The organism is Oxalobacteraceae bacterium OTU3CAMAD1 (assembly GCA_024123915.1).
Lineage (GTDB): Bacteria > Pseudomonadota > Gammaproteobacteria > Burkholderiales > Burkholderiaceae_D > Rugamonas.
Window position 1 is genome coordinate 6,274,717 of sequence record CP099650.1, and the last position, 13,921, is coordinate 6,288,637.

General features: G+C 68.0%; 10 protein-coding genes and 1 pseudogene. 2 read left to right on the forward strand and 9 right to left on the reverse strand.

The genetic code is table 11. From position 1 onward, the window contains the following. Positions 1 to 212: 212 nt before the first annotated feature. Together NHH88_26785 and NHH88_26790 are read right to left on the reverse strand one after the other, a co-directional pair. Positions 213 to 1,190, reverse strand: a pseudogene (locus NHH88_26785) (GDSL-type esterase/lipase family protein). Positions 1,191 to 1,529: 339 nt separating this feature from the next. Further along, positions 1,530 to 2,168, reverse strand: a complete 639-nt coding sequence (locus NHH88_26790; protein ID USX13230.1) for a response regulator transcription factor — start codon at positions 2,166 to 2,168, stop codon at positions 1,530 to 1,532. Between the two features lie 222 nt (positions 2,169 to 2,390). Between NHH88_26790 and NHH88_26795 the strand changes: the two genes are divergently transcribed. Together NHH88_26795 and NHH88_26800 are read left to right on the forward strand one after the other, a co-directional pair. Further along, the gene (locus NHH88_26795; protein USX13231.1) at positions 2,391 to 3,332 is read left to right on the forward strand and encodes an alpha/beta hydrolase; all 942 of its coding nucleotides are present in this window, start codon (positions 2,391 to 2,393) and stop codon (positions 3,330 to 3,332) included. A gap of 38 nt (positions 3,333 to 3,370) precedes the next feature. Beyond that, positions 3,371 to 6,412, forward strand: a complete 3,042-nt coding sequence (locus tag NHH88_26800) for a histidine kinase (GenBank protein USX13232.1) — start codon at positions 3,371 to 3,373, stop codon at positions 6,410 to 6,412. Between the two features lie 51 nt (positions 6,413 to 6,463). Here the strand turns inward: NHH88_26800 and NHH88_26805 are convergent, their stop codons facing one another. The 7 genes from NHH88_26805 to NHH88_26835 form a co-directional block, all read right to left on the reverse strand. Then, positions 6,464 to 8,110, reverse strand: coding sequence for a glycoside hydrolase family 43 protein (locus NHH88_26805; protein USX13233.1), 1,647 nt, complete (start codon positions 8,108 to 8,110; stop codon positions 6,464 to 6,466). Further along, positions 8,107 to 9,390, reverse strand: a complete 1,284-nt coding sequence (locus NHH88_26810) for an MFS transporter (protein ID USX13234.1) — start codon at positions 9,388 to 9,390, stop codon at positions 8,107 to 8,109. The genes NHH88_26805 and NHH88_26810 overlap by 4 nt, the downstream gene beginning before the upstream one ends. A 101-nt stretch (positions 9,391 to 9,491) precedes the next feature. Next, positions 9,492 to 10,724 carry a gallate dioxygenase gene (locus tag NHH88_26815; GenBank protein USX13235.1) on the reverse strand — a complete coding sequence of 411 codons (1,233 nt, stop codon included), beginning with the start codon at positions 10,722 to 10,724 and terminating at the stop codon, positions 9,492 to 9,494. A gap of 37 nt (positions 10,725 to 10,761) precedes the next feature. Continuing rightward, complete coding sequence (locus NHH88_26820; GenBank protein USX13236.1) at positions 10,762 to 11,208, reverse strand: nuclear transport factor 2 family protein; 447 nt, start codon at positions 11,206 to 11,208, stop codon at positions 10,762 to 10,764. Further along, positions 11,205 to 11,903 carry an alpha/beta hydrolase gene (locus NHH88_26825; protein USX13237.1) on the reverse strand — a complete coding sequence of 233 codons (699 nt, stop codon included), beginning with the start codon at positions 11,901 to 11,903 and terminating at the stop codon, positions 11,205 to 11,207. The genes NHH88_26820 and NHH88_26825 overlap by 4 nt, the downstream gene beginning before the upstream one ends. Positions 11,904 to 11,905: 2 nt before the next feature. Beyond that, the gene (gene fdhA / locus NHH88_26830; GenBank protein ID USX13238.1) at positions 11,906 to 13,102 is read right to left on the reverse strand and encodes a formaldehyde dehydrogenase, glutathione-independent; all 1,197 of its coding nucleotides are present in this window, start codon (positions 13,100 to 13,102) and stop codon (positions 11,906 to 11,908) included. A gap of 56 nt (positions 13,103 to 13,158) precedes the next feature. Continuing rightward, positions 13,159 to 13,917 (reverse strand): SDR family NAD(P)-dependent oxidoreductase, encoded by a 759-nt coding sequence (locus NHH88_26835; GenBank protein ID USX13239.1) that lies wholly within the window; start codon positions 13,915 to 13,917, stop codon positions 13,159 to 13,161. Between the last annotated feature and the right edge of the window lie 4 nt (positions 13,918 to 13,921).

Sequence of the window (13,921 nt, forward strand, 5' to 3'; positions counted from 1 at the left end):
AGGTAGATCAGGTCTTTCTCGGTCTTGCTGGTGATGATGCCGGAGACGAAACCGCTGCCGCCGATGGCCACCGGCTGCCAGGCGTAGGGGACGCCCGAACTTCCGCCAGAATTCTCACCCGCCGGCATCAGCTTTTTCAGCTCCGGCGCCAGCGCCTTGGCCCAGATCTCGTAGCCTTTTTCGTTCGGATGCAGCAGGTCCGGCATGATGTCGGTCGACAGCGTGCCGTCAGGCGCCAGGAACTGCTGATTGAGATCGGCGAAGAAGACCTTCTTGTTGTCGGCGTAGCCGGCGATGATGGCGTTGACCTTGTTGTTAATCTCGCGCAGCAGGTCGTTCGGCTTTTCACCGCGCGGGAAGATCGCCAGCAGCAGAATCTTGGTGTCCGGCAGGCGGCGCTGCAATTCCTCGATGTTGCGCTTGATGCCGGCGGCCGTGGTCTTCGGGTCCTCCTGGCGGTGGCCGGTGTTATTGGTGCCGAACATCAGCACCGCGACCTTGGGCGCGATGCCATCGACCTCGCCATGCTGCAGGCGCCACAGCACGTTCTCGGTGCGGTCGCCGCCGAAGCCCAGCGCCAGGCCGTTCATCGGCTTGTAATGGCGGGCCCAGACCGGCGCGCCCTCCTTTTCCCAGCCCTGGGTGATGGAGTCGCCGATAAAGACGATCTGGCTCTTCTTGCCCATCGCCTGGACCTCTTTCAGCTTCGCCTCGTGGCGCCCGGTCCACCAACTGATGGCCCACGATTCGTTTAGCTTATCCGGCGTGACCGACACGGTGCGGTAGTCGGGGCAGCTGGCGTTCGGCTTGCCGCTCTTGAGGATCTTGACGTTGGCGACGGCCACCTCGCCGGTGCCGGTGCCCTCCAGCGCGAACGGCCGCGCCACCTTGCTGAAATCGTCGCCCTCGCGCGCGAAGCAGCTCATCGCAAACACCAGATGGCGCCAGCCCTTGCCGGCCGCCTCGCGCCCTTGCACCACGTAGGGCACGGCGCGCTCGCAATTCTCGCCGCAGCCGACCTTGAAGTTGATGCCGCCATTGCTCAATTCCTTGACGTTGACGTCCAGCGCCAGCACGCCCTTGGCCATGTAGGGACGCAGGTCGAGCGGCTGCTTGCCGCCGTCAATGCGCAGGCTGGCGTACCAGGTATCCGTCCATTGCAGGGTCAGCGCGTCGTCCGCCTTCTTCATGCCGGACTTGCCGACGCTCACGCTGCCGTTCGGCGACTTGTTCGCCTGCGAAATGACGACTTTGGCGCCCTCCAGCGTTTTTTGCGATTCGAAATCGGCGGCGGCGGCCTGCAAGGAACCCAGCGGACGCCCGCTGTAAATGTTGAGTTCGCTGGACGGCACGGCTGCGCCTGCCTGGGCGGCGCAGGCGAGCGCGATGACGGCGAAGGCCCGCCGATGGGGGATGATCATTGAGGTGTCTCGTAGGGATAGTATTTTCGCCTATTCTGCAAGCAGCCCGGAGCTGCCGCAATTGCGAAAATCACCAAGCGGTCGAATGATATTGGCCTCGCCGCCCGCTCACACGCCCAGAATGCCCCGGTTGAGCGCGATCGTCACCGCGTGGGTGCGGTCGTTGGCCGCCAGCTTGGACAGAATGTTTTTCATGTGCGCCTTGACCGTGTCCTCCGTCACGCCCAGCAGCAGCGCCGCGCGCCGGTTCGAGTTGCCGTTCGCCACCAGGCGCAGCACTTCGACCTCGCGCCCGGTCAGGGCGTCGCCCGGATGGCGGAATACGCCGAGCTGGCGCGCCACGTCGGCCGACATCGGCCGTCCGCCTGCATGGACGTTGAGCACGCATTCGAGCAACTCGGTGCGCGCGGTGTTTTTCAACAGATACGACACCGCGCCCTGGCGCAACGCGCGCATCACCTGCGCGTCGCCGCTGTAGGTGGTCAACGCGATGATGCGCGCCGCCGGATCGGCTTGCAGGATGGCGCCGATCGCCTCGGTGCCGCTCATCACCGGCATCTGCAAATCCATCAGCACCACGTCCGGCGCGTAGCGCCCGTAGAACTCGACCGCCTGGCGGCCGTCCTCGGCCTCCGCCACCAGCGACAGGCTGCCGTGGCAGGCGATCATCGCCGCGATGCCGTCGCGCATCAGCGGATGGTCGTCGACCACCATGACCCGTACCGGCGCCTCCAGAACCTGCTCCATCGTTGCCCTCCGTCGCGCAATTGCATCCATCCCGTGCCCAAATCGTACAGGGAAAGCGGCGATCGGGCCAGTGGCGGCGCGCTACCCTTTCGGGTATAGGCCGGCGCGGTGCGCCAGCCTACGCTGTGCTGTTTCAGCGCCGTGGCGACGCATGCCACCACGGCATCCATCGCAGCCCGCCGCCGGCACCATCCGCCCGTCGGCATCCTCCAGGAGCACACCATGAAACCCGTCCCTCCCCTACACCGCACCGGTTTGCGCGGCGCCGCCGCAGCCTTGCTGGTCCTTGCCGCCCACGCGGCCCTGGCAGCCGCGCCGATCGACGCGCCGGTGCCCGGCTTCAGCGACAAGTACGCCACCGTCAACGGCGTGCGCCTGCACTACAAGATCGGCGGCCAGGGCACGCCGGTGGTGCTGCTGCACGGCTACGCGCAAACCGGTCACATGTGGGGGCCGGCGATGCGCGAGCTGGTCAAGAAGCACACGGTCATCGTGCCCGACCTGCGCGGCGCCGGCGGCTCCGAGAAGCCGGCCGGCGGCTACGACAAGAAAACCATGGCGGTCGACATCCATGAACTGGTCAAATCCGTCAGCAGCGGGCCGGCGGCGGTGGTCGGCCACGACATCGGCATGATGGTGGCCTATGGCTACGCGGCGCAATTTCCGGCCGACACCAGCCGGCTGGTCGTCATGGACGCCTTCGTGCCCGGCGTCGGCGACTGGCGCACCGCCTTCCCGGCGCAGGCGGTGTGGCATTTCCATTTCTACGGCGACACACCGCTGGCCCTCGTCAAGGGCCGCGAACGAATTTACTTTGAGCACTTCTGGAACGACTTCTCGGCCGACAAGGGCAAGTCGATCAAGGAAGCCGACCGCAAGCTGTACGCGGCCGCGTACGCGCAGCCGGACGGCATGCGCGCCGGCTTCTCCTACTTCAGCGGGTTCGAACAGGACGCCGCCGATTTCGGTCCGATGAGCCAGACCAAGCTGACCATGCCGGTGTTGGCCATCGGCGGCGAGAAGTCGGCCGGCGCCTTCGTCGGCAACCAGGCCAAACTCTATGCGACCAATGTGCAAAGCGTGATCATCAAAGGCTCCGGCCACTGGCTGATCGACGAGGCGCCGGAGCAGGTGGTGCCGGCCCTGGTGTCGTTCATCGACTAAGCGAGTCGGCGCGGCGGGTTTGTTATAGTATGGTGAAAATGGCAAAACCCTCTTCCATGGCCGCCGCGCGGATGGGCCGGTTCGCGGCCGGCGCTTTGGCCCACCTCGCGGCCGGCGCCTTGGCCCACCTCCTGGCCGGCCTGCTCGGCCTGGCCACGGCGGCGTCCGCGTCCGCCGCCGCCATCGACCTGCACCACGCCAGCTGGACCGCGCGCGACGGCGCCCCGCAAATGGTCATCACCATCGCGCAGACCGCCGACGGCTGGCTATGGCTGGGCGGCGCCACCGGCCTGTTCCGGTTCGACGGCGTGCGCTTCGAGCGTTACGTCCCACCCGGTGCGCCGCTGCCCGCCAACGGCATCAGCATCCTCAACGCCCTGCCCTCGGGCGCGCTGTGGATAGGCTACCGCTTCGGCGGCGCCAGCGTGCGCGATCAGGGCCGCCTGCGCCATTACGACGAACGCGACGGCCTGCCCGCGCACAGCGCCGTGTGGGGCCTGGAACAGGACGGCGCCGGCCGCATGTGGGCCGCCACCAGCGCCGGCATGTACCGCCTGGAGCGCGGCCGCTGGCTGGCGGCCGATCCGGCCTGGCTGCTGCCGCGCACCGGCTACAAGACCTTGATGCGCGACCGCCAGGGCATCCTCTGGGCCCAGGGCAACGAGGGGGTCTACTCGCTCGCCGCCGGCGCGACCCGCTTCGTCAAGTCGGTACCCGGCACCGGCACCGGCGTGCTGTTCGACGTCCCCGACGGCAGCATCTGGAGCTGGGACGGACTGCACAACCGCCTGAACCGCTTGACCCCGCCCCTCAACGGCGCCCGGGCGCGCCGCTGGGACGTGCACGGCGACGTCAGCAGCATGCTGTTCGACCGCGCCGGCGACCTGTGGGTGGGCCGCCAGGAGCGCCTGGAGTACCACACGGTGGGCGCGGTCGCCGCCACTGGAACGCAGCGCGGCCTGAGCGGCAGCGGCGTGGCCGCCCTGTTCGAGGACCGCGAGGGAAATATCTGGGCATCGACCTCCAACGGCATCGACCGCTTTCGCGCCAAACGCGTGGCACAGGTGCCGCTGGCGCACAACCCCGGCACCCACGCGCTGGCGGCGGACGACGACGGCGGCGCCTGGGTCGGACGCCACCATGTCGCCCGGCCCGGCGCCAACGCGCCGCCCGCCACGGCGCTCTGGCCGGCTTCGCCGCTGGCCTGGCGCAACGTCGTCACCTGCTCCTACCGCGACCCGGACGGCACCTTGTGGACCGGCGGCTACGGCGGCCTGTGGCGCAAACGCGGCGGCGACATCCGTGCGGTCGCGCTGCCGCCCGGCGTGGACGGCGTGGTGATCAACAGCATGGCGCGCGACCGCGCCGGCGGGCTGTGGGTGGCGCTGGCGCAACGCGGCCTGTACCGGCGGGCGCCCGACGGGGCCTGGGAGCGCAAGGACGGCGTGGCCGGCTTGCCCGACGAAACGCCGCGCACCATGGCGCACGACGAGGCGGCCGGCCTGTGGCTGGGCTATCCGCGCGGCCGGCTGCTGCACCTGGAGGACGGCCTGTGGCGCCGTTACGGTCCCGAGAACGGCGTCGGCGTCGGCATGGTCATGGCGCTGCATTTGCGCGGCGGGCACGTGTGGGCCGGCGGCGAGAACGGCCTGGCGCTGCGCCAGGACGACCGCTTCATCGCCGTCGGCGGCGTCGGCGGCCAGGCGTTCGAAGGCATCTCCGGCATCGTCGAACTGGACGACGGCGACCTCTGGCTCAACGCCGCCGCCGGCCTGTTCCGCGTGCCGGCGGCCGAGATCGCGCGGCTGCGCGCGACGCCGGCTTACCGCGTGCGCTACGAACGGCTCGACAGCCTCGACGGCCTTGAGGGCAGCGCTCCCGTGCTGCTGCCGACGCCGTCGCTGATCCTGGCAACCGACCGCCATTTGTGGCTGACGACCACCACCGGCGTGTTCCGGCTCGATCCGGCGCGCGGCCCGGCGCCGGGGCCGCCGCCGCCGGTGCTGATCCGCGCCATCGGCGCCACTGGCATGGCCCGGCCGGCGCTGGCGGGGATGGAACTGGCGCCCGGCACCCGCATACTGCAAGTGGAGTACACGGCGTTGGCGCTGGCCATGCCGGAGCGGGTGCGTTTCCGCTACCGGCTCGACGGCGTCGACCAGGCCTGGCAGGACGCGGGCACCCGGCGCACCGCCTACTACAGCAACGTCGGACCGGGCAGGTACCGGTTCGCGGTCATGGCCTCCGCCGCCGACGCCCAGTGGTCGGGGGAACCGGCCACGCTCGACTTCAGCATCGCGCCCACCGCGACCGAGAGCTGGTGGTTCAAGGGCCTGTGTGCGCTGGTGCTGCTGGCGGCGGCATGGATGCTTTACCGCTGGCGCACGCGCCTGCTCGCCCGCCGGCTGGCCGGACGGCTGGAGGAGCGCATCCACGAACGCGAGCGCATCGCCCGCGAGCTGCACGACACGCTGCTGCAATCGGTGCAGGGCCTGATCCTGCAAGTACACGCGGCGGCGATGCGCCTGCCGTCGCCGGAACCGGCGCGCGGACTGATCGAAAAAGCGCTGCTGCAAGCCGACGACGTGCTGCACGAGGGCCGCGAGCGGGTGCGCGACCTGCGCGGCCAGGACATCGGCGCGCAGGGGCTGGCGGAAGCGCTGATGTCGGCGGGCGAGCAACTGCGGCCGCCGGACGCCCCGCCACCGCGCCTGCTCCTGAGCGGTACGCCGCGCGCGCTGCATCCCATCGTGCACGAGGAAGTGGCGGCCATCGCCGGCGAGGCCATCGCCAACGCCTACCGCCACGCGGCCGCCGGCCGCATCGAGCTGCGGCTGCACTACGGCACGGCCGAACTACGTCTCGACATTGCCGACGACGGCGTCGGCATCGCGCCGGAGGTGCTGGCCGCCGGCGGCCGCCCGAATCACTGGGGATTTGCCGGCATGCGCGAACGGGCCGCGCGGATCGGCGCCCGGCTGGCGTTGCGCAGCCTGCCCGGTGCCGGAACCGAATGGCGGCTGATCCTGGCCGGCCGGCTCGCCTATCAAACGGTACCCCGGCGTTTCTGGTTCCAATAAAAAAACGCCAGCGTCGAAGCTGGCGTCGGTGGAGTCGTTCATTGTTGCGCGTCAAGCTTCCGGGGCTCGCTTCGGATCGATGCAATACGCCCGCTCGCGATACTCGAAATAATCGAAGTCCGCATGCAAGCCCGTGCCGGCCATATCCTGGCACGCCATGCCGACAAACGCCCCGGTGAAGTTGGGCTGACCGGGCGCGTTGGCCTCATCCGACAAAATGCTGGCGTCGAACTGCTGGGTCAGCCACTGCCAGTCACCGTCCGCGATCCGGTAGCCGAAGTACAGGCGCTCCTCGTCCACCTCCACCCGCAACCCCACGGGCCCGCCCGAAGGCAGCGCGACCGGCGCCGTGAAGGTGTCCGTCTGCACATGGTTGGGCAGGCTGCTCATCACCCGTAAATGCCTGCCGACCACCTCGTCATGCGTGATGTACAGATAGTGGAACTTGGCGCCACCGTAATAGCAGACCAGCCCCGCCTGCTGCTGGTAATGCTCCGGCTCGAAATCAACCACCGTGGAGGCGCTGTAGCAGTGGGACTGCTGGCGTCGCGCCACCAGCGCCTGGCGGAACTGGCTGCCCAGGCTCTCGCGGCCGTACAAACGCAAATGGCCGGGCCGCTCGGTCAGGCTGAACAGCTCCTCCGGCCACGGCGTGCGCAGCCACTGGAAGGCCAACGGCAATTGCGGCGCGTCGAATTCCTCACGGACCGGCTCGGCGGGCCAGGGATGCGGCGGCAAGCCCGGCGCGGCGGCCTCAAGCTGCGCCGTACCCTGTCCGTCCAAAGTGCGCAGCCAGCCGTCCGCGCCCCACACCACAGGCTGGATCGCAGTCTCGCGCCCCAGCGTGCAGGTGCCGCGATTGCGCAGCGGCCTGCCGCACAGATACACCATATAGGTCTGCCCGTCCGGCGTCTCCACCAGATCGGCGTGGCCGGCCCGCTGCAACTGGGCATCGGGCCGGTGACGAGAACTGAGGATGGTCTGATCGGGATGCAACTCATACGGCCCGTGCAGATCGCGCGCCCGAGCCATTGTCACGCCATGGCTCCAGCCGGTGCCGCCCTCGGCGGTCAGCAGGTAGTAATAGCCGTCGCGCTTGTACAAGTGCGGCGCCTCCGTCAGCCCGTGCGCCGTCCCTTTGAAGATGTTCTCGCGGCGGCCGGTCAAGCGCCCCTCCGCCACCGAATACTCCTGCGCCACGATGCCGGCGAAGCGGTTCCCGCCCGGCCGGTGGTCCCACAGCTGGTTCAGCAGATACTTGCGGCCGTCGTCGTCATGGAACAGCGACGGATCGAAACCGCTGCTGTTCAGATGCACCGGATCGGACCACGGACCGTCGATGGCCGGACTGGTGACCAGATAATTGTGGAAGTCGCGCAGCGAAGCGCTGCCCGCCGCGCCCCCGGTGGAGGTGCGGCCGTAACGCTTGACGTCGGTATAGATCAGCCAGAACAAGCCATCCGCATAGGTCAGGCAAGGCGCCCACACGCCGCAGGAATCGGGCGCGCCCAGCATATTAAGCTGGCTGGCGCGCGTCAGCGGGCGGCACAGCAAACGCCAGTTGGCCAGGTCGCGCGAATGATGGATCTGCACGCCCGGATACCATTCGAAGGTGGACGTGGCGATGTAATAATCGTCCCCCACCCGCACGATGGACGGATCGGGATTGAAGCCGGGCAAAATGGGATTCTGGATCATGCTGGTTTGATGATGAGGGGTTCTGGAATCGTCGCCGCGGGTTCACGCACCAGCGTCCACAGCAGCACAGCGGCCACCAGGTCGAGCACGGCCAAGCTGACAAAAAACGGCGTGTAGCCGACGGTGGCCATCAAGCCGCCGATCAGCAACGAGAAAATCAGCAGGCCGAGGTTGCCGAAAGTGCCGCACATGCCGGCCACGGTGGCCACCTCGTTGCGGCGGAACAGGTCGGACGACATCGTAATGACGGTGACGGACAAGGTCTGGTGCGCGAAGCCGGCCAGGCTGAGCAAGGCGATCGCGGCATAGGGACTGTCGACGTAGCCGACGAACGCCACGCCCATCATCATGCAGGCACCAAGGGTGAAGGCGCCGCGTCGCGCGTTAATCAGGCGCACGCCGCGCTTTTGCAGCGCCAGCACCACCACCGGCCCGAACATGCAGCCCAGGTCGGCGGCCAGGAACGGCAGCCAGGCGAACATCGCGATCTGCGCCAGGTCGAAGTTGCGCACCGTGGTCAGATACAGCGGCACCCAGAACGACAGCGTTCCCCAGGCTGGATCGGCCAGGAAGCGCGGCAGCGCGATGCCCCAGAAATTGCGCATCTTCAGGATGCTGACGATGGACGGGCGCTTGCCGTCGCCTTCCAGGTGCTTTTCCTGGCCGGCGGCGATGTGCTCTTTCTCGGCGACGGACAGGCGGCGATGGCGCGCCGGGGCGTCGTACAGCAGCAGCCAGGCCGCCACCCACACCAGCCCCAGCGCGCCGGTGATCACGAACGCGGACTGCCAGTTGTAATAGAGGATGGCCCATACCACCAGCGGCGGCGCGAGCATGGAGCCGAACGAGGCGCCGATATTGAAGATGCCGCCCGCCAGGCCCCGTTCCTTGGCCGGGAACCATTCGGACACGGCCTTCATGCCGGCGGGATTGGCCGAGCCCTCCGCCAGCCCCAGCAGGGCGCGCAGCGCCGCCAGGGTCTGCCAATTGGTGGCCATGCCGTGCATCATGCAGATCACCGACCAGGCGGCGGCGAACATGGCGAAGCCCCATTTGAGGCCGATCACATCGAGGATGTAGCCACACAAGGGCTGCAACATGATGGTGCCCTGGAACGCGGCCGTGATGTACGAGTATTCCTTGGTGGTTATGCCCAGCTCGGTGAGCAAGGTCGGCGCGGCCACGGCCAAGGTGCTGCGCGTCAGATAGTTGATGACCGCCCCCAGCATGATCAGACTGATCATCCACCAGCGTAATCCCTTGATCTTTCTCAAAGACATGTTTGCGCAATCATTCACCATGGAGCGGCAACATTAACACACTTTCCAGGGCAAATGATAGCGCAATCTTGGAGCCGGCCCGGTCCTCGCCCGCTACCGCCTCACGCCGAGGCGGGCACCCTCCGGGTTTGCAGGAACGCCTCCAGCGTCTCCCCGCGCATGCTGGCGTACACCTGCAAGTTCGACATCTTCTGCACCCGCGCGAACTTCTCCAGCACGAAAAAGCTCACCCCATACCGCACCAGTCCAAGCCAGTCGCGCCGCCGCACCAGCTCCCGCTCCTCCTCGCTCAATCCCGATTCGTCGAAGGCCGCTTCGAGATCGCGCGCCACCAGTTCGCGGAACAACGGCTCGCGGTGGCGCCAGAAGAAGCGGTTCAAGTCCAGCGCCTTGACGCTGTGCGCGACATCGAACGGATAGGTGCCCTCGATCTCCTCGATGCCGGCAAGCTGCTCGTTGGAGCGCTCGCGCCTGGCCGTAGTCGGCGGGCCGCCGGCCTCCTCCTGCTCGTAGATGGCCACCGCCATATTGGTGGTGGTGGCGAGGTAGTGGTTCTGGTGCACGCAGCGTATCGTGTCGGTCAGCGCGCCGCGCATGGCCAGCCACATGATGACTTCCGCGCTTTCGGCGCCGCCACGGCGCACCAGTTCCGCATGCGTCATCGCCGTCAGCGTCTCCGGCGCGTCGACGAACAGGCGCAGGAATTCCTCGTCCCATTCGGTGTCGTTAAAACCTGTGCGCTCGCCATGGATCTGGTGCGACAAGCCGCCGGTGCCCACCACCACCACCTTCAAGTCCTGCGGGAAGGACTCGACCGCGCGCCGCACCGCCTTGCCCAACTTGTAGCAGCGCAGCGCCGTCGGCAGCGGATACTGCAACACGTTGATCGCGATCGGCAGGATGGCGCCCGGCCACGCCGGCTCGTGCGGCCACATCAACCCCAGCGGCGAATTGCAGCCGTGATCGAGCGCCCGGTCCTGGAACACCGCCATGTCGAATTCCTCGTTGACGAGGCAATCGGTCACGTGCGCCGCCAGCGCGGCGTTGCCTTTGATGCCGGGCAGCGGCCGCCGGCCCGCGCCCTCGTCGGCCATGTCGAATTCCGGCGACACGCCGATCGCGAAGGTAGGATAGCAGTCGAAGAAAAAGCTGTTGGCGTGGTCGTTGTAGAAGAACAGCAGCACGTCCGGCTGGTGCTCCTCCAGCCATTTGGCCACCGGTTCGTAGCCCTCGAACAGCGGCGCCCAAGCCGGATCGTTCTGGCGTTTGCGGTCGTACGCGAGGCCGATGGTGGGCACGTGCGAAGTCCCGATGCCGCCGATAATTTTTGCCATGATGGTCCTTGTGATTGAATCTTGATTGCGCCGCGTGTCAGGCCGGCAGCCACAGCGAACCGCGCCGCGATGCGAAGCGCCAGCCGTCCGCCGTCAGCCGCAGAACGTCGACGAACACGCCCGGCACCGGCGCCCGCACGTCGGTTGGCGCACCGCCTTCCGGCGAACGTGTCCCGCTCATCATCAGGATGCGCGAGCGGCAGCGCGCCGTCGTCGCGCTATCCACCTCCACCTGCACATCGCTGGTGACATGGAAGGTCACGGTCTCCGGCGGCCGCTTGCACAGCGCGGCCAGAATGGCCTGGCGGCCCTCGATCGGCTGCTCCGGCGCCGATGGCCGGAACAACACGGCGTCCTCGGTGAACAGCGCGGCCAGTTCGTCGAAGCGGCGCTCGTCGTTCAGGTAGGCGTAACGGACGATCAAATCGGCGCAGTCGCTTTTGATCGCGGCCTCGTCGCCGCGCGGGACGGTTCTTGCGGTCATGGCAGCACCAGCCAGTCGCGCAGCGCGCCCAGCACCGCCTCCGGCTGCTCCATCATCGACATATGGCCGCAGGCGTCGATCAGCCGCAGGATGGGCGGCCGCGCCATCAGCGCAGCCATGCGCTCGTGCCGCTCGGGCGGACTCCAGCCGTCCTGCCGGCCGCACAGCACCAGCGCCGGACAGTCGACCCGCGCCAGCACGTCGGCCGCGTCGGGCCGCCTTAGCAGCGCGCGGGTCTGCGCCACGTAGATCTCGGGCGACATCCGCCCGACCATCTCCAGTATCTCAGCCACCAGCTCCGCGTCGAAGCGGTGGCGCGGCGCCAGCATCGGCAACGCCCACTCGGCGGCGATGGCGTCGATGCCCTCGGCCCAGGCCCGGTCGACCAGCACCGCGCGCCGGGCCGCTTCATCCGGCTGCGGCGCTTCGTAACCGGTGTCGAGCAGCGCCAGCCGCTCCACACGCCCGGGGGCCTGGCGATACACCTCCAGCGCCACCCTGCCGCCCATCGAATGACCGGCCAGTGCGAAGCGTTCGGGCGCATCGGCCAGCACGTGCCCGGCCATCGCCGTCAGGCTGTCCTGCCGCGTGAAGCTGACGATGCGCACGTCGAAGTCGCGCGCCAGCGCCCCGGCCTGCGCCGCCCACACCTCCTCGTCGCACAGCAAACCGCAAAGTAGATAGATCGTTTTCATCGTCAGGCGGCGATCAGTCCGTGCGGATCGAGCACGAATTTCTTCGCCACGCCGGCGTCGAATTCGTTATAGGCTTGTGGCGCATCCTCCAGCCCGATCACCTGGACGTTGACCACCTCGGCGACATTGATACGGTCCCACAGGATGGCCTGCATCAGCGCGCGGTTGTACTTCATCACCGGGGTCTGGCCGGTATGGAAGCTGTGCGACTTGGCCCAACCGAGGCCAAAGCGGATCTGCAGGCTGCCATGGCGCGAGCCGGCATCCGGCGCGCCGGGATCGTCGGTAACGTACAGGCCGGGAATGCCGATCTTGCCGGCCGCGCGCGTCACCTCCATCAACGCGTTGAGCACCGTGGCCGGCGCCTCGTGCGCGGCGCCGGCATGGCCATGCCCGCGCGCCTCGAAGCCGACGCAATCGACCGCGCTGTCGACTTCCGGCGTGCCCAAGATCGCCGCGATCTGGTCGGCCAGGCTGGCGTCCAGCGACAGGTCGACCGTCTCGAAGCCCACTGCCCTGGCATGTGCCAGGCGCGCGGGGTTGACGTCGCCGACGATGGTGACGGCCGCGCCCAGCAGCCGCGCGGAGGCCGCCGCCGCCATGCCCACCGGGCCGGCGCCGGCGATGTACACGGTGCTGCCCGGCCCCACGCCGGCGGTGACGGCGCCGTGGTAGCCGGTCGGCAGGATATCGGACAAACAAGTCAGGTCGCGGATCTTGGCCATCGCCCGGTCGCGGTCCGGGAACTTGAGCAGGTTGAAATCGGCATACGGCACCAGCACGTATTGCGCCTGGCCGCCGATCCAGTCGCCCATGTCGACATAGCCGTAGGCGCCACCGGCGCGGGCCGGATTGACGTTGAGGCAAACGCCGGTATGCTGCTCCTTGCAAGTGCGGCAACGGCCGCAGGCCACATTGAACGGCACCGACACCAGATCGCCCTTGCTCAAGGTTTCGACGTCGCGCCCCACCTCCAGCACCTCGCCGGTGATCTCATGACCGAGCACCAGGCCGACGGAAGCCGTGGTGCGGCCGCGCACCATGTGCTGGTCGGAGCCGCAGATATTGGTCGACACCACGCGCAGGATCACGCCGTGCTCGATCTTCCTGCCGCGCGGGTCCTCCATCTTCGGATAGGCGATGTCCTGCACCCGCACCTGGCCCTGCCCCATGTACACCACACCACGATTGTTTTCCATGTCTCCTCCTTGGTTGGTCAAACAGCTAGCTAAAGCACTTTGCTACGAAGCCTGCGTCAACGGGGCGCCAGCCGCACGGCACCATCGATGCGTATCACTTCCCCATTGAGGAAGCGGTTGCCGATGACATGCCCCACCAACTCGGCGAATTCCTCCGGATGCCCCAGTCGTTTGGGGTAGACCGAGCTATCGATCAGCGCCTGCATCACCTCCGGGCTGACGTTGGCCATCAGCGGCGTTTCGAAAATCCCGGGAGCCACGGTCATCGCGCGCACGCCGAACTGGGCGAACTCCCGCGCCAGTTGCAAGGTCAGCGCCACCAACGCGCCCTTGGAGGCGGCGTAGGCCGACTGCCCCACCTGCCCCTCGAATGCCGCCGCCGAGGCGGTGAACAGCAGCACCCCGCGTTCGCCATCGATCGGCGGCGCGGCGATCATGTCGGCGGCGGCCAGGCGCACCATGTTGAAGCCGCCGAACAGGTTGAGGTTGACCACCTTGACGAAATCCTCCAACGGCATCGGCCCGTCCTTGCCGACCACCCGCTTCGGTTTGCCGCCGCCGGCGCAGTTGACCAGCACCCGCGCCACGCCGTGCCGCTCGCGCGCGGCCGCAATGGCCTCGGCGGCGCTGGCCGGATGGGTGACGTCGCAATGCAGCGCGAGGCCGCCCACCAGTTTGGCCAGCGCCTCGGCGCGTTCGCGGTCGATATCCAGGATCGCCACCCTCGCGCCCTGGCGCGCCAGATGCCGCACGGTGGCCTCGCCGAGGCCCGATGCGCCACCCGTGACCAGGGCGGCCGTGTCTTGTAATTGCATGTCG